Consider the following 23,196-nt stretch of genomic DNA (forward strand, 5'->3'; position numbering starts at 1 on the left):
ATAATACCAAACTTTAATTCATCACCACTTCATCTACCATGAGCCAGGCTTTGTTGCCGGCCGCCCCATGCCAGGAGGGGAGCTTTTCTATGGGCCTGGCCAGAAGCTTGAGCTGCTTTACCTGCCTGGCTGAAAAAGGTATATCCATTTGTTTGAGCAGGGTCGGGGCATCTTTTTGTAGGGGCGTAGGACGAAAGGTGTGGATGAGTTTCCATTCCTGATCGGTGTTGTCCCGGGACCATAGTTTCACTTCAGCAGGGGGGAAGAAACGGGCACCGGGGTTTTGCCATAAAGAAAGTGCCAGTTTGCTGATGTCGGTAGGTTGTTCAAATTCCATTTCCACCTCCAGGGGATTGTTTAAAAAACCCAGCCAGTTCAGGTTCCAGACATCGGGAATGGCTTTTTTTCGGTCGAAAAGGCTTTCCTGCCCATCCCCTTTGTAACGGTCCTCGGGAAGGTGATTCATCTGAAAATCGGAAGGCCTGAGGGTAGCTTTAATGAATTCTGCCTCAGCTTTTTCACTCCCAATCCATCCATCTGCAAAAGCCCGGGCTTTTAACGTGGTGTTTTCATTGATCTCCAGGGGCTTTTCATAGATTTCATGATTGCTGCTGTCCGGTTCGGTCCCATCCAGGGTGTAGAAGATACTGGTGGTTCCGATAGGGTGGGTAATTTCTACGGTAAGCTTGTCCTGGAAGAAAGCTTTGTCGAAACGAATGACCGGAGGATTAAGCATCAATACTTCTCCACTGACCTGCGTTCCGGATTCGATGGTGGTCCCGGGGAGTGCCGCCCTCAACTCTTCCAGGGATTCCCCGGAAAGGTTGGTATTCCAGACATAGAGTTTTTTGAGCTGTGTCATGGCAGAAAGGTGCGGCACGGCTGTTTCATCCAGGGGGTTGCCGGAAAGGGACAACAGGCTCAGGTTTTCCAGGTTTTGCAGGTATTGTATGCCATCTCCCTTGATGGATGCGAAGTTGAGATATAATTTTTCCAGGTTAGAAAAGGGGCTGATGGATTCCAGGTCGGCATCCTCAAGGGGCATGTTGCTGAGGTTAATGGATACCGTTTGCTGGTATACCGGATCAAGATCTTTTAACGATTCAGGCTCAAAACTTGCCCTGCCAAAGTAGCTGACGGAAAGGGCCGGAGACTCCAGGCCCAGGGGTTGTACCTTGCGGTAAAAATTATTGAGTTTTTGTACCGTTTCATCTGGGACTTTTTCGAAGTCATAGGTCTTGGGTGCAGATTTAAACTTATCGACCGCAAGCTTGTAAATGGAGGTGGTATCCGAAAGTTCCAAAACCATCTTGTCAATGATGGCACCACTACTGATCCATGCCTCGATGATGGAGCGTTCTTCATCCGTGAGTTGGGGTTTACCTTCCGGGGGCATGTGCTCTTCATTTTCTACCGGGAGGTTGATCCGCTGGGCCATCAGGCTGTTTTCCAGGTCATGGGGCTCCAGGGCAGGTCCCGATTCCCCACCCTTAAGCAGATTTTCAGGGCTGTCCATTCTCAATTCTCCCTTTTGCTTGGAAGCTTTGTGACAGCTGACACATTTGTTTTCCAGGATGGGATAGACCACGTGGGCAAAAACCTCTGCTTCTTCCAGGCTTACGTTTATCCCTTTATTTTTTTGTAATGGAGCCGTTATGAAATTATCACCATGGGTGATGGAGGCTCCCAGGTGCCCGGATATGACGACTATCAGGGCAAGAAAAACCGATGCTGCTTTGATGAGCAGGTGCTTCTGGCTGTCTAAAAAATAGTAGAGTACCGAAGCGGTCCAGAACACTCCCAGGCCGGTCCATTTGTGCCAGACCAGGGCTTCCTGTGCGTATCCCGACTCATGGGACAGCAGCAGGCCGGCGATTACGGTAAAGCCTGCCGTAAGGGTACCCAGCAGCAGCAGGTCAGTGCCGTACAGATGGCTGTCCTCCTTGTTTTTCAGAAGGTCCGGAATGGCCACCAAAAGCAGGGCAAGTAAAATGATAACGATGGGAAAATGTAATAGCAGGGGATGCATTCTCCCGAATACATGGAGCCAGTCTGGGATCAGGACCCGGTTTTCTGCCACCACCAGAAACAATACAAAGATGTTGACAGCAAATAGGACCTGGCCCAGTATGGCCTTCAGTTTGGATGATAACATAAAAGAGCGAATAGGAAGTTTACCAAAGAATTATGCTGGTCAGGCCATGATGTCTTTGACCAGGTTGCCGGCTACATCAGTGAGCCGGTATCTTCTGCCCTGATGCCTGAAGGTCAGCTTTTCGTGGTCTACTCCCAGCAGGTGCAGCATGGTGGCGTGAAAATCATGGACGTGTACCGGGTCTTTGACAATATTGTAGCCAAATTCGTCCGTTTCCCCATAGGTAATGCCCGGTTTAACACCACCGCCTGCCATCCATATGGAAAAGGCCCGTGGGTGATGGTCTCTGCCGTAATTCTCAGCGGAAAACCTTCCCTGGCAGTAATTGGTCCGGCCGAACTCTCCACCCCAGATGACCAGGGTTTCGTCCAGCAATCCCCTTTGTTTCAGGTCTGTGATCAGGGCAGCTGACGCCTGGTCGGTATCCAGGGCCTGACCCGCCATTTCATTGGGCAGGTTGCCATGCTGGTCCCATCCCTGGTGATAAAGCTGGACAAAGCGTACGCCATTTTCGGATAGCTTTCTGGCCAACAGGCAATTGGCGGCATAGGTGCCGGGAACCAAACATTCAGGGCCATAAAGTTTGACGATACTGTCAGGTTCTTTGGTGACATCGGTAACTTCCGGAACCGCTGTCTGCATGCGGTAGGCCATTTCGTATTGCTGGATTTTGGCACTGATCTCCGGGTCACCGAAGGATTGGTAATTCATTTGGTTCAGTGCGGAGATCTTGTCGAGCATGCGCCTTCTGTCGGCTTTGTCCATGCCTTCCGGGTCGTTGAGGTAGAGCACCGGATCATCACCACTGGAGAACTGAACGCCCTGGTGTACAGAATCCAGGAAACCATTGGTCCATAACTTGGAGTAGACGCCCTGACCATTGCCTTTGCCACGGGATAGCAGCACACAGAAACTGGGCAGGTTGTTGTTTTCACTTCCCAGGCCATAGCTCAGCCAGGCTCCCATACTGGGTCTGTTGCCTACCTGTGCGCCTGTTTGGAAAAAAGTAAGGGCTGGATCGTGGTTGATGGCCTCGGTATGCATGGATTTTACGATACAGAGCTCATCCACTATTTTTGCGGTATAGGGAAACAGATCGCTGACCCAGGCACCGGACTGCCCATATTGACTAAAACCATGGTAAGAACCGACCAAGGGAAAGGAAGACTGTCCGGCCGTCATGCCCGTAAGACGCTGCCCTTTCCGGATAGAGTCAGGCAGTTCCTCTCCTATCCGTTTATTGAGCATGGGTTTGTAATCAAAGGATTCCAGCTGACTGGGCGCACCATTCTGAAACAGGTAAATCACCCGCTTGGCCTTGGGAGCAAAATGGGGCAGACTGGCCATCAACTTGTCGGTATCCAGCTGGGATTTGCCATCAAAAAGGTCGGGTATCAACAGGGAGCCCAGGGCTACACTGCCCAATCCCAGACTCATTTTGGATAGGAATTTCCTTCTGTTTTCATTCAGTCCGCTTTCTAATCTTTCTTTTTCCATATCAGGTTTTGGTAATCGCTTCTTCTACATTATAAATGGCCACCACTACTTGCATGAGGGCGGCAGTTTCAGGTTTATTGCTGCTATTGTCCAGTGGAAATTCTCCCTTTTGGACGGTGTTCAGGATTTTTTCCGGTGCTTTCTGGAATCTTTTCAGTTCCTCCCTGTAATATTCCTGCAGCAGATTCAGTTCCTCCTCGGTAGGAGCCCGGCAGATGATCCGTGCAAAGGCTTCCTGAATGGCTTCCTCGCTACTTTTACCGGCACCAACCAATCGGCTGGCCAAAACTCTGGAGGCTTCCAGCACCAGGGGATCATTCAGCATGGCCAGGGCTTGTAGCGGCGTATTGGTTCTGTTTCTGGTTACCTCACACACATCCCGGTTGCTGCCATCAAAGATGATGGGTTTCGGAGGCGGAGAAGTCAGTTTGATAAAGGTATAAAGCCCTCTTCTGTAGAGGGATTCTCCCTTGTCCTGCCGGTATTCGGCCAATTCTCCCCTTCCGGAAGTGGAGGCTTCCCAAAGCCCTTCCGGTTGATAGGGTTTGACGCTGGGGCCACCGATCTCCTGCACCATCAGGCCACTGCTGTAAAGGATCATGTCCCGAATGTGTTCGGCATTCATCCTGATCCTTGGGGCCCTGGCCAGGTAGAAGTTGTCCGGGTCCACTTCCATTTTATTTTTGTCCACGGCTGCCGCCTGTTGGTAGGTAGCCGAAGTCGCTATCTTTTTGATCAGGCCTTTGATGTCCCATCCGCTTTCCCTGAAATCTACAGCCAGCCAGTCCAGTAGTTCAGGGTGGCTTGGCAGTTTGCCCTGCATACCAAAGTCTCCGGCCGAGCGCACAATCCCTGCACCGAATAGCTCTTGCCAGATCAGGTTCACAAATACCCTGGCGGTTAAAGGGTTTTGCTCTTCGAAGGTCCACTGGGCCAGGCCGAGCCGGTTTGCCGGATATTTGTTTTTATCGAATGGTAAAATGGCTTCCGGTGTAGATACCGTCACTTCTTCGGTGGGTTGGTTGTACATGCCCCGGTCCAGGACAAAGGTCTGCCTGAGGGTGTCTTTAAAATCTTCCATCACCGATACCATGATCCTGCTGGTGTCCCGGTGATTGACAAAGTCAAGTACGCCTTCCAGGTCATTGCGTTCGACCCACATGATGGGATGCTTGGCCGGTTTGGAAATGCTGACATCTCCTTCGTAGCCTTTCTCCGGTGTGTTATTGAAAAAGGCATACATCTGGAAGTAGTTTTCCTGTGAAATGGGGTCATACTTATGGTCATGACATTGGGCACATTCCACGGTCATACCTAAAATGGCTTTGCTAAACGTATTGGTTTTGTCCACGTTGTATTCTACCCGGTACTCCTCGGGGATCACGCCTCCTTCTTCGGTATATTTATGGTTTCGGTTAAAAGCGGTGGCTAGAATCTGCTCCTTACTTGGTTCCGGTAAAAGGTCACCGGCCAGCTGCCAGGTGATGAATTGGTCGTAAGGCATGTTTTTATTGAAGGCATGGATGACCCAGTCGCGATAAGGCCACTGGGTACGGATGTTGTCGTCCTGATAGCCGTAGCTGTCAGAGTACCGGGAGATATCCATCCACAGCACGGCCATGCGTTCGCCAAAAGCCGGACTTTCCAGTAATCGGTCAATGATTTTTTCTGTAGCCTGCGGGGAATCGTCGGTAGCGTATTCCTGCATCAGGTCCAGTCCGGGGGGCAGGCCGGTCAGATCTATGCTAAGCCTTTTGAGCAGGTGCATCTTGTCGGCACTTTGGTTGGGCTTTAGTCCGAGCCTGTCGAGTTTTGCCAGGATAAAGTAGTCGAGTTCGTGCTGTGCCCATTCCGGATCAGATATTTCGGGAAGTTCTGATTTTACCGGAGGTACAAAAGCCCAATGGGGTTCGTAGGCTGCACCCTGCTTGATCCAGTTTTTGATGATCTCCTTATCTTCCGCACTTAGTTTCAGGTTGGATTCCGGAGGGGGCATCATTTCTGTTTCATCGGTGCTTTCCAGTCTTTTGACCACTTCAGAGGCGGCGGGTTTGCCAGGCACGATGGCATGGGCATCCGGATTTTCTTTCAATGCTTCAAAGGCACTTTCAGCCAGGTCCAGCCTCAAGCCGGCCTCCCGCTTGTTTTCGTCTGGCCCATGACAGGCAAAGCAATTGTCTGATAGGATCGGACGAACATGGAAATTGTAGCTGACCTGGTCGCCTGAATCAAGTGCCAGGCCGGATGAGGGTTTTTCCGAACAGGAACTTAATAATATGCATAATAAATAAATGATATAAATGGGGTGCCTAAGCATAAATACAGAGCTTGCTTAAATTGATAATAATCAACAATTTCACAAATTATCTCTATAATTACAAGCAAAATATTAAAATGGCTGCTTAATTTAAGCTAGGCGGTAGGATGGTAGGTAAGGAGGGAAAAATAATAAAAAAAGGGAAGCAAAATATCTTCCCTTTATTAATATAAAACAGGCAATTATTAACGGCTAATGAGGTTTGATTTTTGAAAAATCAAAATCATCCAGAAATTTAGTGGTAAAGTTGCCTGCATTGAATTCAGGATCTTCGAGAAGGGTCAGGTGGAATGGGATGGTGGTTTTGATGCCATCAATAACAAATTCCTCTAATGCCCGCTTCATCCTGACAATCACTTCCTCCCTGGATTGTCCACTTACAATTAACTTGGCAATCATGGAATCGTAATTGGGAGGTATGACATACCCTGCATAGACATGACTGTCTATACGGACGCCTTTGCCTCCAGGCAAATGAAGGTTTACAATTTTACCAGGACTGGGCCTGAATCCGTTGCTGGGATCTTCTGCATTGATCCGGCATTCCATGGCAAAGAGCTTGGGATAATAATTTTTCCCACTGATAGGCTCTCCCGCAGCGACCTTTATCTGCTCTTTGATCAGGTCAAAATCCGTTACTTCCTCGGTAATCGGGTGCTCTACCTGAATCCGTGTATTCATTTCCATGAAATAGAAATTCCGGTTTTTATCTACAAGAAACTCAATGGTGCCAGCCCCTTCGTAAGCAATGGCTTCTGCACCTTTGATAGCGGCTTGTCCCATTTTCTCCCTTAAATCATCTGTAATGAACGGAGATGGGGTTTCTTCGACTAATTTTTGGTGCCTTCTTTGGATAGAACAGTCTCTTTCTGAAAGGTGGCAGGCCCTTCCGGTAGCATCTCCGATGATCTGTATTTCGATGTGACGGGGTTCTTCCACGAATTTTTCCAGGTACAGGCCATTGTTGCCAAAGGCTGCTGCGGATTCCTGCCGGGCATCATCCCAGGCTTTTTTGAAGCCTGCCGGTTCTTTGACAATCCGCATACCCCTGCCGCCTCCTCCGGCAGTGGCTTTCAGGATTACAGGATAACCAATGCCCTCAGCCAGGGAAAGCCCCTCTTCTATGGAACCAATCAGTCCTTCTGAACCTGGAATGGTAGGTACACCAGCAGCCGCCATGGTGGCTTTTGCAGTGGCTTTATCTCCCATTTGGTTGATCATTTCCGGACTGGCACCAATAAATTTGATATTGTATTCTTCACAAATCCTGGAGAATTCGGCATTTTCTGAAAGGAAGCCATATCCTGGGTGAATGGCATCCGCATTGGTGATTTCTGCTGCAGCGATTATCCTGGGTATATTCAGGTAGGAATCCTTGCTGGCAGGAGACCCTATACACACGGCTTCGTCCGCAAAACGGACATGCAGGCTATCCTTGTCTGCTGTGGAGTAAACCGCCACCGTTTTCACTCCCATCTCTTTGCAGGTACGTATGATACGTAATGCTATTTCCCCTCTATTGGCTATTAATATTTTGTTAAACACTTTTTTTGGTCAATTTGGTTGGAAAAATAATCAATTCTGTGTCTCAACCAGAAAAAGGGGCTGATCGTATTCGACAGGTGAGGCATCGTCTACCAAAACCTTAACGATTTTTCCTGAGATTTCTGACTCTACCTCATTGAAAAGCTTCATGGCTTCAATGATACAAACGGTCTGCCCTTTCTGGATGGTGTCTCCGATGTTGACAAAGAAATCAGAATCAGGATTAGGAGATCGGTAAAAAGTGCCAATCATGGGAGATTTGACTTCCAGAAGCGGGGGACCTGAGTTTTCATTACTTTCCGGTGCATCCTTTTTCGGTGCCGGCTCGGGAGAGGGTGCAGGTGCAGCCTGGCTGTAATGGTTTTCTACATTTTTTGCAGCAGGTACCTCAGAATTTTTTTTGATGGAAAGCTTGAACTCATCTGTCTCTATTTTTACCTCTGCCAATCCGGAATTGGAAATAAAGTCTATTAATTCTTGTATTTCTTTTGCTTTCATAAAACGTTTTATTTGAGAGTTGCACCGTAGGTTAGGGCTTCCCTGTTCTTATTATTCTGGATGTGATTTATTAAAACTATGTAATATAATTAATTTTTATCGCAAAATTAAGCTTTATTTCACTCTCTCCGAATAGGATCCATCCCGGGTATCTACCTTGATCATGATGTCCTGGTCCACAAAAAGGGGAACCATCACCACGGCCCCTGTTTCCAGAGTAGCGGGTTTTAAAGTGTTGGTAGCCGTATCACCCTTGATGCCAGGCTCGGTATAGGTCACCATCAGTTCCACGAATGGGGGTAATTCCACACCCAGTGGTCTTTCTGTTTCGTCGTGTATGAGAATGTCCACGACCTGGCCTTCTTTGAGCAGTTCCGGTCTTTCTATGAGCTTCTCTTCGATGGGGATTTGTTCGAAATTCTCCAGGTCCATAAAGTGGTACCCCAAATCGTCATTATAAATAAACTGATGAGGTCTTTTTTCTACCCTTGCCGTTGTTACCTTTTCACCGGCATTGAAGGTTTTGTCCAATACTTTTCCTGTTGTAAGGCTTTTTAATTTTGTCCTTACAAAAGCCGGGCCCTTTCCGGGTTTTACATGTTGGAATTCTACTATGGTCATGATATCATGGTTGAATTCCAGACAAAGGCCATTTTTAAAGTCAGCAGTACTTGCCATGTCCGAATTTTATTTAATTGTTATTTAGGGTCATAGCCCCACTTCAAATATACTGCTCCCCAGGTAAATCCACCACCAAAAGCAGCCAAAATTAAGTTATCTCCCTTTTTAAGCTGGGATTCATAATCCCATAGACACAAGGGAAGGGTGCCGGCAGTAGTATTCCCATATTTTTCAATATTGAGCATCACCTTTTCCTGTCCTATACCCATTCTGTTGGCCGTGGCATCAATGATTCTTTTATTCGCCTGGTGGGGCACCAGCCAGGCGATATCCTCAGCTACGAGATTGTTTTTTTTCATGATCCTGGCACTTACATCTGCCATATTGGTCACAGCAAATTTAAAGACAGTGGACCCTTCCTGAAAGACATAGTGCTCTCTGTTTGTCACCGTTTCCATTGTGGCTGGTTTCCTGCTGCCTCCTGCGCGCATGTGAAGAAAATCTGCCCCGGAGCCATCCGTATGCAGCAGGGAATCCATTATACCCAAAGGTTCTTCAGTAGGCTCAAGCAATACCGCTCCACCACCATCTCCAAATATGATGCAGGTAGTCCGGTCTTGATAATTGACTATGGACGACATTTTGTCAGCGCCTATGATAATCACCTTTTTGTGAGCTCCTGTTTCTATAAATTGACTACCTATGGTGAGGGCATACAAAAACCCGGAACAGGCTGCTGAAATGTCAAAGCTATAACTGTTCTTAGCACCTACATTGTGCGCTACAATATTGGCAGTGGCAGGAAAAAGCATGTCTGGGGTGACGGTAGCACAGATGATCAGATCTATATCTTCCGGGTCAGTTCCGGTTTTTTCCAATAAACCCTTCACTGCGGCCGTACCGATGACGGAGGTGCCCTGATTTTCCCCCTTTAAAATCCTTCTTTCCTTGATACCGGTCCTGCTGGTAATCCACTCATCATTGGTGTCTACCATGGTTTCCAGTTCTTTGTTGTCTAGCACATAGGGGGGAACCCAAGCATGTACACCTGTAATTACAGCTCTTTTTTTCATTTGATGTATTCTGGTCTCATTTAGAAATCGGGTAGGACTGTCGCAAATGTCTACAAATTGGACAGCATTTTGTGGCGAATCCTGATTTTAAATCCATTGCCTTTAAAGAATGATAAAGGCATAGGTAAATTTAGAAAGCCAAAATTATTTAAAATGTGCTTGTCCACCAAAGATTTTTTGGATATGTGAAAAATAATTGAAGCTTAACAGCCTGAAAACACCCCCAAAAGGCATTGAATTGTATTTCTGGCATTATTTCTTTAAATTAAAAAGCGTTTTTAGGAATTAAAGAATGTACCATGCGGATAAATGTAAATGACAAAGATTATACGGTGGTTGTGGATGGAAATCCCAGCCTGCTGGAAGTGCTCAGAGAACAACTGGACCTTACCGGTACCAAATACGGTTGTGGTGAGGCAGCCTGTGGGGCATGCAAGGTGCTGATCAATGGCACACCTACTCCAGCCTGCATCACTCCCGCTACGGTAGCCCAGAGTAAAAAGGTTGTCACCATCGAAGGACTGGAAAAAGAGGGGAAGTTGCATCCCGTTCAGGAGGTGTTGATGGAGGAAGATGTTTTTCAATGCAGCTATTGTGCTCCCGGAATGATAATCACAGCTGTTGCCCTTATGGAAAAGCAGGAAGCATTAAGTGATTCCGAAATAGTTGAAGGGATGAATGGCAACATTTGCAGATGTTGTACCTATCCCCAAATAGTCAGCGCATTGAGTAAATTAACCCAAAAGGCCAAAGCAGGATGAAAAACGAGCGGATCAAACAGAAAGGTGAGCAGCTTTCCGAAAGGAAGTTACCCGGAAAAGGGCTGAGTAGACGAAGTTTCTTTAAATATATGGGGGCAGGGATTGCTACCTATTTTGTCTGGACAGACTATCTGGCCTCCGGAGTATTGCCTAAAAGTGAAGGGGATCTCCTCGCTCCCGATCAGCTGTCTTCATGGATACATTTATCAGAAACGGGCCAAATAACAGTATTTACCGGTAAAGTGGAAGTGGGCCAGAATATCCGTACTTCGCTAACGCAGGTGGTAGCAGAGGAACTTTTTCTCCCGGTGTCTTCCATTACACTGGTAATGGGGGATACCCATCGGACTCCCTATGACCGCGGTACCTACGGAAGTTTGACGACTCCTCAGATGGCACCAATTTTGAGAAAAGCAGCGGCTAATCTTCGGGAAATATTGTTGGAACAGGCCAGAAAGGAATGGAAAATTGAAGAGGTAAGCCTTACAATGGATCAGGGAATGGTTCAGCACCCCAAAAACGGTAAAAAGTTAAGTTATGGGGATTTGGCAAAAGGAAAAACCCTGCTGCAACAGATGGATGATAATGTGCCCACCATAGAACCAACCAATTGGAAAATTGCAGGAACATCAGTTCCAAAAGTCAATGGCAGGGAATTCATTACCGGTAAACACCGCTATGTTTCGGACATGGTACTTCCCGGTATGCTGTATGGTAAAGTGCTCAGGCCGCCGGTCCAAGGTTCAAAATTGCGAGCGGTTAAAACGGAAAGGGCAGAAAGTATGGCTGGAGTTCAACTCGTAAGAGAGGGAGACTTTATTGGAGTGGTCGCCCAAAACACAAGGACCGCAGCCATGGCTTTGGCAAGCATTGAAGCCGATTGGGACAGTAGTCCTCAGGTTTCCCGGGCGCAACTTTTTGATCATTTGCTGAGCAGTGCAGAAAAAGGAAATCCTGTCAGTTCCCAGGTAACCAAGGCATTTGATGAATCAACCCATAAGATCCAGCATGATTTTGAAGTGCAGTATATCGCTCATGTACCATTGGAACCCAGGGCCGGGCTGGCCCAATGGACAGGAAATCAGCTGGAAGTCTGGACGGGAACCCAGCGTCCTTTTGGCGTGCAGGAAGAACTGGAAAGGACCTTTGATCTTCCCGGTGAGCAGATTCGCGTATACATGCCAGATACCGGTTCCGGTTATGGAGGCAAGCATACCGGAGAGGCTGGAATAGAAGCAGCAAGGCTTTCCAAAGCTACAGGTAAACCTGTCAAGGTAAACTGGACCCGGGAAGAAGAGTTTAAATGGGCCTATTTCAGGCCAGCAGGGTTGATCAAAGTAAAAGCAGCTGTAAAGGGGCAGGGTATTGTATCCTGGGAGTTTCACAATTACAACTCAGGAGGAGCGGGCATTGACCTGCCATACCTGGGAACCAACAAGCACCAGGAATACCACCGATCCGATACGCCATTAAGGCAAGGTTCCTACCGGGCTTTGGCTTCTACGGCCAATATATTTGCCATTGAATCCACCGTTAATGACCTTGCCAGAAAGATTGAGGCTGATCCCCTTCAATTCAGGCTCGATAATTTGGATAACGACCGACTTGAGGCGGTAATCAATGCTGCCGCCGGGGATTTTGACTGGAACCGGGCCAAAGCGGGACCGAATCATGGATTTGGAATGGCTTGCGGAGCAGTGAAAGGGGGATTTGTGGCTACCTTTGCTGAAATTTCCGTTGACCGGGAAAGCAGAGAGTTAAAGATAATTAAAGCCATAACGGCCTTTGAATGTGGTGCCATTATTAATCCCCGGCACCTGGAAAGCCAGGTAACAGGTTGTGTGCTTCAGGGTTTGGGAGGAGCCCTTTTTGAGTCCGTAGACTTTAAGGACGGGGATATCTCCAATGCCTTCCTGTCATCTTACCGGGTCCCCCGGTTTAAAGATGTGCCCGACATGAAAGTAATATTGTTGGACCGGAAGGATTTGCCATCTTCAGGGGCTGGAGAAGCACCTATTGTATGCATTGCTCCAGCGATCCGGAATGCCATTGATGATGCCGTGGGCGTAAAAATCAATCGACTACCCATGTTGCCTTCAGGAATTGTTCCTGAAGGGTGATCGATGGTCAATAAAGGAAGCCTGTTTGACTACAAAATGTATTGAGAAAGGTCTCGGTTTTTCACCAGAGAGCTGAGCCTTTCCTGTACCATATCTTTGGTGATCATGATTTTGCTGTTGGCTTGGATGGTGTCCGGTACATCGAAAAGAAAATCATTCAACAGATGACTCATCACGGTATGCAATCTTCTGGCACCAATATTTTCCACTTCTTCATTGATACTGAAAGCCAGAGCGGCTATTTCCTGGATGGCATCGTCCGTATATTCCAAATATACCTGTTCCGACTCAAACAAGGCCTGGTATTGTTTGGTCAGGGCATTTTTTGGTTCTTTAAGGATCTTATAAAAATCCTCCTGTGTAAGACTGGTCAACTCTACGCGTATGGGAAATCTACCCTGCAGCTCAGGGATAAGGTCAGAAGGTTTGCTTACGTGAAAAGCCCCCGCAGCGATAAACAACACATGGTCGGTGTGTACCAGTCCATACTTGGTGTTTACAGCACTGCCTTCTACGATGGGTAATAAATCTCTTTGTACGCCTTCCCTGCTTACATCGGGGCCTCCTCCTGATTTGCTTGATCCGGAGGCTATCTTATCTATTTCATCAATGAAAATGATGCCATTGTTCTCAGCGAGTTTGATGGCTTGTTCTTTCACCTCATCAAAATCGATCAGCTTGGATGCTTCCTCTTCCATGAGAATTTTTCTAGCTTCTGCAATCGTGACCTTTCTCTTCTTGCTTCGCTTGGGCATCATGTTGCTCAGCATGTCTTGAAGTCCTGCCATACTCGCTTCATCCATCATGCCATTGCCAATCATGCCTATGCCTGGAGTGGAAGACTGCTTAACATTGATTTCGATTTTTCTTTCCTCCAGCTCCCCGGCTGCCAATTTTTCCTTAAATCGCTCCCGGGTTTTTTCATTGAGCTCTTGTTCCGAAGCGTTGTCCGGATTGAAATTTTCCTTAGTAGTAGAGTGGCTGAACCCCTTTCCTTTGACCGGTGGTATCAAAATATCCAAAAGGATGTCCTCCACGATGATGGCCGCTTTTTCTTTGACTTCTTCGTTTTTGGCTTCCTTTACCAGGTTTATGGCCTGTTCTACCAGATCCCGAACCATGGATTCTACATCCCTGCCTACATAGCCTACCTCTGTAAATTTAGAAGCTTCTACCTTGGTAAAAGGAGCATTGGCAACCTTAGCCAGCCGTCGTGCTATTTCGGTTTTACCCACACCGGTAGAGCCAATCATCAGGATATTATTGGGTACGATGTCTTTTTGAAGTTCAGACTTGACCATCAGGCGTCTGATTCTGTTTCTTAGGGCAATGGCTACATTTCGCTTGGCATCGGTTTGACCAATGATGTATTTATCCAATTCAGCGACAATTTGCTTTGGAGTCAAATGATTCATGTTTTCCTTTTTTAGTTTTCCTCAGATTTTCTGGCTTCCTTATCAAAGGTAAACTTGACCGGTCGAGCTACAGTTTCTTTTAACAGTGAAAATTCCAAAACCTCACTGACATGGTCTACAAAATGAAACCGAACACCTTTCAGGTAACTCTCATCGATTTCTTCAATGTCTCGCATGTTTCTTTTACAGAGGATGATGTCTTCAATTCCAGCTCTTTTGGCTGCCAGAATTTTTTCTTTAATTCCCCCCACGGGCATTACCTTTCCGCGAAGGGTAATTTCGCCGGTCATCGCCAGTTTGGATCGGATTTTTCGTTGGGTATATACCGAGGCGATGGCCGTAAGCATGGTGATCCCTGCTGAAGGCCCATCCTTGGGAACAGCTCCTGCCGGTACGTGAATGTGCAGGTCATATTGATCGAAGACCCTGTGATCGATATTCAGGGTTTCTGCCTGAGACTTGAGATAGGAAATTGCTGTCATGGCAGACTCTTTCATTACGTCTCCTAATTGGCCGGAAAGTGTAAGTTTTCCCTTCCCCCTACTGATGCTGGCCTCAATGAAGAGGATTTCACCACCCACTGAAGTCCAGGCAAGTCCGGTGACAACTCCTGCAAGGGAATTGTCCTGGTAAATTTCTTTATCGAATATTTCACCACCCAGTATTTTTCTTACCAGCTGAGGGGTTATTTTTTTCTGGTAAAGCTCCTCGGTGGCAATGGATTTGGTGATATTCCTTACCACCTTACCGATTTGCCTTTCCAGGCTTCTGACGCCAGATTCCCTGGTATAGTCTTCAATGATTTTTACCAGCGCCTCATGTGAAAAAACGATGTCTTTTGCTTTTAAACCATGTTCTTTCCGTTGTTTGGGTACCAAATGTTTTTTGGCGATTTCTACCTTTTCTTCCATGGTATACCCAGTCACTTCTATGATTTCCATCCGGTCCCTAAGGGCAGGTTGCAGGGTCTCCAGTGTATTGGCAGTGGCAATAAAGAGCACCTTGGACAGGTCATATTCCTGGTCAAGGTAATTGTCTACAAAAGCATTGTTTTGTTCAGGGTCAAGCACTTCCAGAAAAGCTGAAGATGGATCTCCCCTGAAATCAGCACTCAATTTGTCGATCTCATCCAGGACGAAAACAGGATTGGAAGACTTTGCTTTTTTCATGTTCTGGATAATTTTTCCAGGCATGGCCCCTACATAGGTTTTTCTGTGACCTCTGATTTCAGCTTCATCATGAAGTCCACCCAATGACATGCGGACATATTTTCTACCCAAAGCCTTGGCGATGGATTTCCCAAGAGAAGTTTTACCTACTCCCGGAGGGCCATACAGACATAAAATGGGTCCCTTGAGGTCCCGTTTAAGCTTGAGCACAGCCAGGTATTCGATGATACGTTCTTTTACTTTATCCAGTCCGGAATGGTCGCGGTCCAGGATTTTTTTCGCTCTTTTCAGGTCGAAATTGTCTGAGGTAAACTCATTCCAGGGCAAGTCTATCAAGACCTCTACATAATTCAACGCAATAGGATATTCTGCTGCGGCTGGATTCATTCTCAGGATTTTATCCAGCTCCTTGTTGAACTGAATCCCTACCTCTTTGGGCCACTTTTTCTTTTTTCCCCGGGCCCGTAATTCTTCAACCTCCTTTTCCGGGCCCTCTTCTCCCAGTTCAGTCTGGAGGACTTTCATCTGTTGTCTGAGAAAATAATCCCTTTGCTGTTGATCAATATCTGTATGGACTTTTTTCTGGATTTCACTTTTCAGCTCCAGCATTTGTATGTCCTTCATCATGAACTCCAGCAGCAGGGTAGCCCTTTCGATCCCGTCATTGATCTCCAGCAATTTTTGTTTTGATTCAACCGGGGCATTGATATTGGAGGAGAGGAAGTGGGTGAGGAAAGGAGTGCTGTCTATGTTATCCAGGGCCACCTGAGCCTCTCTGGGTATTTCCGGATTCAGTTGTAATATTTTGAAGGCGGCCTCTTTGAGGGACTGTTCCAGCGCCTCTATTTTTTCGCTGTTGCTGGGAAAAGTCTCCTCCAGGTACCTTACGTTGGCGAGAAAATATGGGTCGTCAGTAATTTCTTTTTCTATTTGAAAGCGTTTTTTCCCTTGAATGATGATTGTGGTATTGCCATCTGGTAAGACAATCATTTTTATGATTTTGGCCAGGGTGCCTACTTTATAGATGTCTTCCCAGGAAGGATCTTCCATGTTCGGGTTTTTTTGCGCACAAACCCCTATCAATTTATCTCCCTTTTGTGCTTTTTTTACCAGTTTTATGGACCTTTGCCTGCCGACAGTAATGGGTATGACTACTCCGGGAAAAAGTACAGTATTTCTAACAGAGAGGACAGGTATTTCTTTTGGGAAATTCTCATTTTTCAGAGTTCCCTCATCGTCATCATCAGTAATCAGTTGTATCAGATCACCCTCTCCTGAATAATCGCCTAACATTAATGAATGATATAATTGATTGTCGCTATTGCTCATACAGACATTATGACAGGTATGCTGTCATGTTATTTTTTTAATATAGGAAAAATCTCTGTCAGTTCAGAGATTGTAATTGGAATATCCAAGGCTTATGCCAAGTTGATCCCGGTAACAAATTGTCAGGTATTCTAAAAATACATACCAATCAGGTGTAAGGAAATTCCTTACAGGAATACCATTGCCACCTGTCGAATAGGTCAGGTTCCTGTAAATAGCTTGAGAATATCGTTGCCAATTGCAAATACCATAATGGCTAAAAGCAATACCATACCCACTTTCTGTGCATTCTCCAGGAAACGGTCGGAAGGGCTCCTGCCTGAAATCATTTCATATAACAAAAACATTACATGACCCCCATCCAGGGCGGGAATCGGCAATAAATTCATGAAAGCCAGTATCATGGATATCAATCCTGTGATGGACCAGAATTTTGTCCAATCCCAGGTAGAACCATAAATTTTGGCCATACCAATGGGGCCGCTTACATTTTTCGTGGATACCTCCCCGGTAAACATTTTACCCATAGCCCGGGCGTTAATAATGACAATACTGAAAGCCCTTTCTGTGCCCAGGGGAATGGATTGGGCCAGGGAATATTTTTTACGCACTGGTTCCAGGAGGTTTTGTACCGCTATACCAATGGTGCCCTCTTCACTCACTGCTACATCTGTAATTAATTCCTGCCCTTCCCTTTCCAGGGTAATGGCCACTTTTTCCCCTTTATTTTCAGAAAGAACAGCTTGTAACTCATCAAAATAATAAGTTTCTGCCCCGTTTACCGCAAGTATTTTATCGCCTTTCTGCAATCCTGCTTCTTTGGCCGCACTATTCGGACTTGTGTCCAGTACGGCAAAAGGAAACCTGATATTTATAAAATTGGACATGCTTTCCTCATTGGAAAAAGAATTGATGAATCCATGCGGGATGGCGATCTGCTTGCGCTCTCCATTTCTCTCAATGGTATAATAGCCACCGGAACTCAACAAGGCATCTCCACTGCTCAGGTCGTTTAATGATTCGTAGGGCGTTCCATTGATATCCAGTATCTTGTCCCCATCCTGAAGACCTATTTGTTCACCAATATCATAGGCCACAATGCCGTGTTCTATAACCTGATCACGCGAAAAGTAGGTTTCTCCTTTGCTATAAACCAAAAATACAAAAATGATGATTCCGGTAATGACATTTACCAATATTCCACCGAGCATTACAATTAACCTTTGCCAGGCTGGTTTTGATCGGAATTCCCATGGTTGCGGTTCGGCAGACATTTGCTCGGAATCCAGGGACTCATCCACCATACCGGAAATTTTAACAAAGCCTCCCAAAGGAATAGCGCCAATCGAGTATTCTGTTTCTTTCCACTTGAAGCCGGCAATTTTTGGAGGGAATCCAATGGAGAATTTTTCAACTCTCATCCCAAACAGTTTGGCTGCCAGTAAATGACCCATCTCATGAAGACCTACCAAAATTGACAAGCCAAGTAGCAGCTGTGCTACCATTATTAATGTATCCATTATTTATGATCTACTAATGATTCGTTCTGATAATATTCTTGTTTCTTTATCTGTTTGAATGAGGTCATCCAAACCGGGGCTTTCAATAAAACCAATTTTTTCGATACTCTGTTCAATTAGTTCTGACATTTCAAGAAACTTGATTCTGTCCTGCAAAAATGCTGCCACGGCGATTTCGTTGGCAGCATTTAAGGCACATGCCGTATTTCCGCCTTTTTTCAGCGCATCAAAAGCCAAACCCAGGTTTTTAAAAGTTTCCATGTCAGGCTTTTCAAATTGCAGGTTGGGGTAGTCCATGAAATCAAAGCGGGGGAAATTTGATTTTACCCGCTCAGGATAAGACAAAGCAAACTGGATAGGAATACGCATATCTGGCAATCCAAGTTGTGCTTTTATAGAACCGTCTTCAAATTGAACAAGGGAGTGTATGATAGATTGGGGATGTACGATTACTTCGATCTGGTCTATATCCAGGCCAAAAAGCCACTTGGCTTCGATTACCTCCAGTCCTTTGTTCATAAGGGAGGCAGAGTCAATGGTAATCTTCGCTCCCATATCCCAATTGGGATGTTTGAGGGCCTGCGCTTTGGTTACCTTGCTCAGATAGGCCCTGTCTTTTCCGCGGAAAGGACCACCGGAGGCAGTCAGGATAATTTTTTCTATGGGATTGTGAAATTCCCCGACCAGGCATTGAAATATGGCCGAATGCTCGGAATCTACAGGATAAATATTAACTGCGTTTTTACTGGCCATTCGGGTGACCAGGTCCCCGGCTACCACCATGGTTTCCTTATTGGCCAGGGCAATGGGTTTACCTGCTTCTATGGCCTTTAGTGTCGGAATCAGACCTGCATAGCCCACCAAAGCAGTCAGTACGATATCCACCGTATCCATTTGCACGACATCAGCTAACGCCTGCTGGCCGGTATAAACTTTAATCGGATAGGCAGACAAGCTTTCCTTTACCTCCTGATATAAATCCTCATTGCCTATCACCACCACATTGGGCTTAAAAAGCAATGCCTGCTTGATAAGTAAATCTTGGTTGTTTTGTGCCGTAAGGACCTCTGCCTGAAATTTATCGGGGTGTTGGGAAAGAACTTCTAATGTTTGCGTACCTATACTGCCTGTGGAGCCCAGGATTGCCACTCGTTTGATTGTAGACATGGATTTGCTTTAATACTAAAAATAGTATGTTGGCTATTTCAACACCTTTCGTTAAATCTACTGACAAATTTACAAGGTAAAAACAGTTTTTCCTGCTTTTTCCCATACTTTTTAGTAGGGTTGTTATTTTGGCATAAATTTAGGAGTTAAAAAAAGAGGAAATCAGCTGGTTGCCTTTGCTAAATTTTGTTAAAAAATTGGCGGGGTTTTTATGGTTCCCGTATTTTCAATAAAAAAACCTTGAAAACATGCTAAAAAATATCGTTTTGGTAATGGTGTCATTTTTGGCGGGGATTTTCGGTGCATGGTTTTTTACTTTTGCAATCGAAAACGAAGCCAGTCTTATTTCCAGGGAAGAACAAATCCCGGATCTTGGACTTCAAACCTCAAACACCGGAAAATTTACACCCTATTCCGGGGAAAAGCCTGAATCTTATCCCAGAGCAGAGCCGGAATCTTTTATTGAAGCTTCCGAAAGCAGTACCCATTCGGTGGTGTTTATTAAAAATTTCTCAGGAACAGATTCCCGCAGGTATAGCATTTTTGATTATTTCTTCGGTCAGGGTGCCCCCCAGCAGCGCGTAAGCACAGGCTCAGGGGTTATTTTTTCCGAAGATGGATACATCATCACCAATAACCACGTGATAGATCGGGCTGAAACCATTGAAGTAGTCCATAAGAAAAGGACATATAAGGCCAGTTTAATTGGTGCCGACGCCAATACCGACATTGCCGTGTTAAAAATTGAAGCTGAAGATCTTCCCGCCATAGAAATAGGGAGTAGCAGAAATCTCAAAATAGGGGAGTGGGTTCTGGCTGTTGGCAACCCTTTCAATCTTACCTCCACTGTCACTGCAGGAATCGTATCAGCGAAGGAAAGGCAAATTAATATCATGGGAGGGGAATTTCCCTTGGAATCCTTTATTCAAACAGACGCACCGATTAATCCCGGAAATTCCGGTGGGGCTTTGGTAAATGTCAAGGGAGAATTGGTAGGCATCAATACAGCAATATTGAGCCGCACCGGCTCCTACACAGGGTATGGGTTTGCAGTTCCTGTGGATATCGCCGCCAAAATTGCCAATGATCTCATCCGGTTTGGAGAGGTCCAGAAGGCCATCCCCGGTCTGGAAGTAGAGGAGATTACTCCTGAGCTTGCTGAACAAATGGAACTTAATTCCCTTGATGGTGTGATGGTATCTCATGTGATCCGGAATGGAGCAGCAGCAAATTCGGGGATCAGGGAAAATGATGTGATCATAGGCATCGATGGTCATCCTGTTACGGGTATGGGTAGTTTTGAGGAGGCACTGTCCTATTATTACCCAGGGGATAAAGTTACGGTACAATTTCGACGGTCAAATAAACTTCAGAAATCTGAATTGACCCTTCAGAATATACTTGGCGGTACAGGAGTGATCAAGCGGACATTTTACACTTCCCCGCTACTTGGGGCAAAATTGGAGACGATAAATGCCATCGAAAAGGATCGCTACGGCATTGATTCAGGAATCAAAATCAGCGGGCTGAGCAGAGGCTACCTGTATGATCTGGGCCTTGGAGAAGGTTTTATCCTTACTCATGTCAATGATAAAATAGCTGAGGATCCCGAAGAAGTAGGGGGATTTCTCGAAGACTATAGTGGAAGGTTAAAGATAGAAGGCTTAACACCTGCTGGCAGGCCTTTTGTACAAACTTACACAATCAGGTGAAAAATCATATTTCCTTTACAGGCTGGTCAGGTTTAGCATAAGTCAACCTGGCCAGTTTTTTACCTAGATGATAGGAATCAATGCCTGAAGAAGTTACGGTACCCAATTTTTCCAAGTCAATAAAGCCGTCCTCACCTAAGGCTGCTTCTTCCAGGTAGACATGTTCTACACTGCCAATAACCAAAACAGTTTCATTGATGGCCAGGGTGAGGACGTCTGCCAGACTACAACCGATTTTCAGGGGGCTGGCAGCAACATAGGGTGCCTTAAATCCATCAATGTATTCTTCCTTTAATCCAGTAGCTGCAAATTCAGAGTCTTTCCATCGGGCACTGCTGTGGTGAGCGGCTTTATAAAATGTCTCGGTTACATGGTTGAGGGTAAAACATTTGCTTTGAAGGATATTTTCCAGGGTATGGCGCTCTACCGAATGAGGCCTGAATAAAATCCCTACCAGTGGCGGGCTTGCGCCTATGTGAAAAACCTGACTGAATGGGGCCAGGTTGGTTTTTTTCGTTTCTGCATGAATTGTTCCTATAAGATTCAGGCTTTTATAACCACTCAGGCAATTGACAAAATCTCTTCTAAAACCTTTTTCCGCCTCGAGTATGTCCTTTTGGGTAAAATGTTTCATCAGGTAATGATGGCTTCTTCCAGTGAATCACAGTATTTTATGTCCAGGTTTTCGATGATGTTTCCCGGGTTTTTTTCAAGTATCTCTTTTTTGGCAATCATGACCATTTTTTCGAACCATTTTTCGGCTGGAAGTATTTTGCGGTGTACCGTGATGCCTTCAAAGTACATTTCCTTTTTCCAATCCAGGAAATACCATTCCATACTTGGTTGGTGAAAAGCCCGCAAAGACCGCTTATCAAAAACAAACTTGTGAAATTTTCCTTTTTTGACAATGGCAGATATTTTACGGAAGGTTTCTTTAAAATCCTCAATGGGAACGTAATCTACCAGAAGCTCACAAATGATGATTCCGCTGCCTTCGTTGACCAAAACCTTGGCATACCTTCCTTCAAAAGATAAGTCAAAGTTTTTCATTGCTGATTTATTCAGGGTGTCGTTCATTTTTTCCACGTTTAAAAGCAATTACCCTTACGTTTACGGAATAAGTGATTAATAGATTTAGTGAAAAGAATTTTTTCTTTGCTTTTTTTCATTTTCTACCTCTTCCTTGAAATTGTCCAGATCTTCCTCAAGCTTTATGGCATAATTAATGGTCGTTTTCATCAGCTCCTGCTGCGCTTCTATCTGTTCTTTCAACCGAGACAATTCCAGATTCATTTCCAGCAATTTTTCCTCATAAGCCTTTCTAAGCCGCTCTTTCTCTATTTGGGCTTTTTTTAGCTCTGCTTTAAAAATCAAATATGATTCAGGTGGAGTCCTCATACTATGCTTAAATTTATTTCAGGGACAATACCCTATATCTGCTACACTTTGTTCAACCTAAATGTTGTAAGATAACCAATTTTTATCTAACGGCAGACAGGCCTCCATCTATTTTAAGAACCTGTCCGGTAATCCATGATGATTTATCTGATAATAAATACATCACTGCTTCAGCTATGTCGCTGACCTCTCCGTGTCTTCCCAAAGGGTGTCGTTTTCCTGCTGCTTCTTTCTTTTCAGGACTGGATAGCAGGGCTTCTGCCAGGGGAGTATCGGTTAAGGATGGGGCGATGGAATTGACCCGGATACCGGCATTGGCCCATTCAGCAGCCAAAGAGCGGCTCAGTCCCTCTACGGCACCTTTGGCTCCAGCAATGGAGCTATGGAATCCCATGCCTGTCTGCACTGCTACCGTACTGAACAATACTACTGATGCATTTCCTGACTTTTTCAGGGGCTTTTGCAAGGCCTGTAAAACTTTTATGGCACCCAAATAATTGATTTCAAGATCTTTTCTGAAGTCGGAAATATCAATGCGATGAAAGGGTTTGAGATGAATGGTCCCGGGGCAATAAACCAAACCATTTACTTCTTCAGGTAATCCATCCATATCCTTGAAGTCGGAACTGATATCCAATTGTCCTGATCCGGATTTTGATTTGGAAAACGTCAGCACATTTGCCCCGGCATTCTCCAAAAGCGTTTTTACTTTCTCTCCTATGCCACTGTTACCTCCAATGATTACAATATTTTTATTTTCCATATCATTCATATTTTATTATTACAATCCATTAAACTTTAAATTGTTTGACCCATTTGACCCATAAAGCCAAATTTGTTTTCCTGTAGAAGTAAAAAAAATCTCCCCTCGATACTTTTGAAGGGAGATAAGCATTTTT

Annotated in this window: 18 protein-coding genes; 3 read left to right on the forward strand and 15 right to left on the reverse strand. The window is 45.5% G+C overall.

Features of this window, described 5'->3' with window-relative positions:
- Nucleotides 1–13 precede the first annotated feature (13 nt).
- The 7 genes from GL182_RS02410 to GL182_RS02440 form a co-directional block, all read right to left on the reverse strand.
- Nucleotides 14–2,155, reverse strand: coding sequence for a c-type cytochrome domain-containing protein (locus GL182_RS02410; RefSeq protein ID WP_163377955.1), 2,142 nt, complete (start codon nt 2,153–2,155; stop codon nt 14–16).
- Between the two features lie 39 nt (nt 2,156–2,194).
- A complete protein-coding gene (locus tag GL182_RS02415; protein ID WP_163377956.1) occupies nt 2,195–3,652 on the reverse strand; it encodes a DUF1501 domain-containing protein in 1,458 nt (485 codons plus the stop codon).
- Between the two features lies 1 nt (nt 3,653).
- Complete coding sequence (locus GL182_RS02420; protein WP_163377957.1) at nt 3,654–5,969, reverse strand: PSD1 and planctomycete cytochrome C domain-containing protein; 2,316 nt, start codon at nt 5,967–5,969, stop codon at nt 3,654–3,656.
- Between the two features lie 192 nt (nt 5,970–6,161).
- Nucleotides 6,162–7,514, reverse strand: coding sequence for an acetyl-CoA carboxylase biotin carboxylase subunit (gene accC, locus GL182_RS02425; RefSeq protein ID WP_163377958.1), 1,353 nt, complete (start codon nt 7,512–7,514; stop codon nt 6,162–6,164).
- Between the two features lie 30 nt (nt 7,515–7,544).
- Nucleotides 7,545–8,012 carry an acetyl-CoA carboxylase biotin carboxyl carrier protein gene (accB, locus tag GL182_RS02430; RefSeq protein ID WP_163377959.1) on the reverse strand — a complete coding sequence of 156 codons (468 nt, stop codon included), beginning with the start codon at nt 8,010–8,012 and terminating at the stop codon, nt 7,545–7,547.
- Between the two features lie 114 nt (nt 8,013–8,126).
- On the reverse strand, nt 8,127–8,690 hold the full coding sequence (gene efp, locus GL182_RS02435; RefSeq protein WP_163377960.1) for an elongation factor P: 564 nt from the start codon (nt 8,688–8,690) through the stop codon (nt 8,127–8,129).
- 20 nt (nt 8,691–8,710) lie between these two features.
- Entirely contained in the window at nt 8,711–9,706 is a 996-nt protein-coding gene (locus GL182_RS02440; RefSeq protein WP_163377961.1) for a beta-ketoacyl-ACP synthase III, read from the reverse strand.
- A gap of 299 nt (nt 9,707–10,005) precedes the next feature.
- On the opposite strand from GL182_RS02440, the gene GL182_RS02445 reads away from it, so the two are divergent.
- Nucleotides 10,006–10,467 carry a (2Fe-2S)-binding protein gene (locus tag GL182_RS02445; RefSeq protein ID WP_163377962.1) on the forward strand — a complete coding sequence of 154 codons (462 nt, stop codon included), beginning with the start codon at nt 10,006–10,008 and terminating at the stop codon, nt 10,465–10,467.
- Nucleotides 10,464–12,587, forward strand: a complete 2,124-nt coding sequence (locus GL182_RS02450; RefSeq protein ID WP_163377963.1) for a xanthine dehydrogenase family protein molybdopterin-binding subunit — start codon at nt 10,464–10,466, stop codon at nt 12,585–12,587. The genes GL182_RS02445 and GL182_RS02450 overlap by 4 nt, the downstream gene beginning before the upstream one ends.
- Nucleotides 12,588–12,616: 29 nt before the next feature.
- On the opposite strand, the gene hslU is transcribed toward GL182_RS02450, so the two are convergent.
- From hslU to GL182_RS02470, 4 genes are all read right to left on the reverse strand, one after another.
- The gene (hslU, locus tag GL182_RS02455) at nt 12,617–14,002 is read right to left on the reverse strand and encodes an ATP-dependent protease ATPase subunit HslU (protein WP_163377964.1); all 1,386 of its coding nucleotides are present in this window, start codon (nt 14,000–14,002) and stop codon (nt 12,617–12,619) included.
- A gap of 11 nt (nt 14,003–14,013) precedes the next feature.
- Complete coding sequence (lon, locus tag GL182_RS02460; protein ID WP_163377965.1) at nt 14,014–16,500, reverse strand: endopeptidase La; 2,487 nt, start codon at nt 16,498–16,500, stop codon at nt 14,014–14,016.
- 200 nt (nt 16,501–16,700) lie between these two features.
- The gene (gene rseP, locus GL182_RS02465) at nt 16,701–18,020 is read right to left on the reverse strand and encodes an RIP metalloprotease RseP (RefSeq protein WP_163377966.1); all 1,320 of its coding nucleotides are present in this window, start codon (nt 18,018–18,020) and stop codon (nt 16,701–16,703) included.
- Nucleotides 18,021–18,023: 3 nt separating this feature from the next.
- Nucleotides 18,024–19,187, reverse strand: coding sequence for a 1-deoxy-D-xylulose-5-phosphate reductoisomerase (locus GL182_RS02470; protein WP_163377967.1), 1,164 nt, complete (start codon nt 19,185–19,187; stop codon nt 18,024–18,026).
- Between the two features lie 248 nt (nt 19,188–19,435).
- Between GL182_RS02470 and GL182_RS02475 the strand changes: the two genes are divergently transcribed.
- On the forward strand, nt 19,436–20,899 hold the full coding sequence (locus tag GL182_RS02475; RefSeq protein WP_163377968.1) for a S1C family serine protease: 1,464 nt from the start codon (nt 19,436–19,438) through the stop codon (nt 20,897–20,899).
- Between the two features lie 4 nt (nt 20,900–20,903).
- Here the strand turns inward: GL182_RS02475 and GL182_RS02480 are convergent, their stop codons facing one another.
- From GL182_RS02480 to GL182_RS02495, 4 genes are all read right to left on the reverse strand, one after another.
- Nucleotides 20,904–21,533, reverse strand: coding sequence for a flavin reductase family protein (locus GL182_RS02480; protein ID WP_163377969.1), 630 nt, complete (start codon nt 21,531–21,533; stop codon nt 20,904–20,906).
- Nucleotides 21,533–21,976, reverse strand: coding sequence for a hypothetical protein (locus tag GL182_RS02485; protein ID WP_240469522.1), 444 nt, complete (start codon nt 21,974–21,976; stop codon nt 21,533–21,535). Before GL182_RS02485 ends, GL182_RS02480 begins: the two co-directional genes overlap by 1 nt.
- A 57-nt stretch (nt 21,977–22,033) precedes the next feature.
- Nucleotides 22,034–22,297: a hypothetical protein gene (locus GL182_RS02490; RefSeq protein WP_163377970.1), complete on the reverse strand. Its 264-nt coding sequence runs from the start codon at nt 22,295–22,297 to the stop codon at nt 22,034–22,036.
- Between the two features lie 82 nt (nt 22,298–22,379).
- Nucleotides 22,380–23,060 (reverse strand): SDR family NAD(P)-dependent oxidoreductase, encoded by a 681-nt coding sequence (locus tag GL182_RS02495; protein WP_163377971.1) that lies wholly within the window; start codon nt 23,058–23,060, stop codon nt 22,380–22,382.
- Nucleotides 23,061–23,196 lie beyond the last annotated feature (136 nt).

The organism is Cyclobacterium sp. SYSU L10401 (assembly GCF_010993705.1).
Lineage (GTDB): Bacteria > Bacteroidota > Bacteroidia > Cytophagales > Cyclobacteriaceae > Cyclobacterium.

What these genes read in the sequence shown, in the direction of transcription:
- GL182_RS02415 (WP_163377956.1), bottom strand. Translation starts at nt 3,652, where the DNA reads ATGGAAAAAGAAAGATTAGAAAGCGGACTGAATGAAAACAGAAGGAAA.
- efp (WP_163377960.1), bottom strand. Translation starts at nt 8,690, where the DNA reads ATGGCAAGTACTGCTGACTTTAAAAATGGCCTTTGTCTGGAATTCAAC.
- hslU (WP_163377964.1), bottom strand. Translation starts at nt 14,002, where the DNA reads ATGAATCATTTGACTCCAAAGCAAATTGTCGCTGAATTGGATAAATAC.
- GL182_RS02440 (WP_163377961.1), bottom strand. Translation starts at nt 9,706, where the DNA reads ATGAAAAAAAGAGCTGTAATTACAGGTGTACATGCTTGGGTTCCCCCC.
- GL182_RS02475 (WP_163377968.1), top strand. Translation starts at nt 19,436, where the DNA reads ATGCTAAAAAATATCGTTTTGGTAATGGTGTCATTTTTGGCGGGGATT.
- GL182_RS02420 (WP_163377957.1), bottom strand. Translation starts at nt 5,969, where the DNA reads ATGCTTAGGCACCCCATTTATATCATTTATTTATTATGCATATTATTA.
- GL182_RS02470 (WP_163377967.1), bottom strand. Translation starts at nt 19,187, where the DNA reads ATGTCTACAATCAAACGAGTGGCAATCCTGGGCTCCACAGGCAGTATA.
- GL182_RS02410 (WP_163377955.1), bottom strand. Translation starts at nt 2,155, where the DNA reads ATGTTATCATCCAAACTGAAGGCCATACTGGGCCAGGTCCTATTTGCT.
- lon (WP_163377965.1), bottom strand. Translation starts at nt 16,500, where the DNA reads ATGAGCAATAGCGACAATCAATTATATCATTCATTAATGTTAGGCGAT.
- GL182_RS02450 (WP_163377963.1), top strand. Translation starts at nt 10,464, where the DNA reads ATGAAAAACGAGCGGATCAAACAGAAAGGTGAGCAGCTTTCCGAAAGG.
- GL182_RS02490 (WP_163377970.1), bottom strand. Translation starts at nt 22,297, where the DNA reads ATGAGGACTCCACCTGAATCATATTTGATTTTTAAAGCAGAGCTAAAA.
- GL182_RS02495 (WP_163377971.1), bottom strand. Translation starts at nt 23,060, where the DNA reads ATGGAAAATAAAAATATTGTAATCATTGGAGGTAACAGTGGCATAGGA.
- GL182_RS02445 (WP_163377962.1), top strand. Translation starts at nt 10,006, where the DNA reads ATGCGGATAAATGTAAATGACAAAGATTATACGGTGGTTGTGGATGGA.
- GL182_RS02480 (WP_163377969.1), bottom strand. Translation starts at nt 21,533, where the DNA reads ATGAAACATTTTACCCAAAAGGACATACTCGAGGCGGAAAAAGGTTTT.
- GL182_RS02485 (WP_240469522.1), bottom strand. Translation starts at nt 21,976, where the DNA reads ATGAACGACACCCTGAATAAATCAGCAATGAAAAACTTTGACTTATCT.
- rseP (WP_163377966.1), bottom strand. Translation starts at nt 18,020, where the DNA reads ATGGATACATTAATAATGGTAGCACAGCTGCTACTTGGCTTGTCAATT.
- accB (WP_163377959.1), bottom strand. Translation starts at nt 8,012, where the DNA reads ATGAAAGCAAAAGAAATACAAGAATTAATAGACTTTATTTCCAATTCC.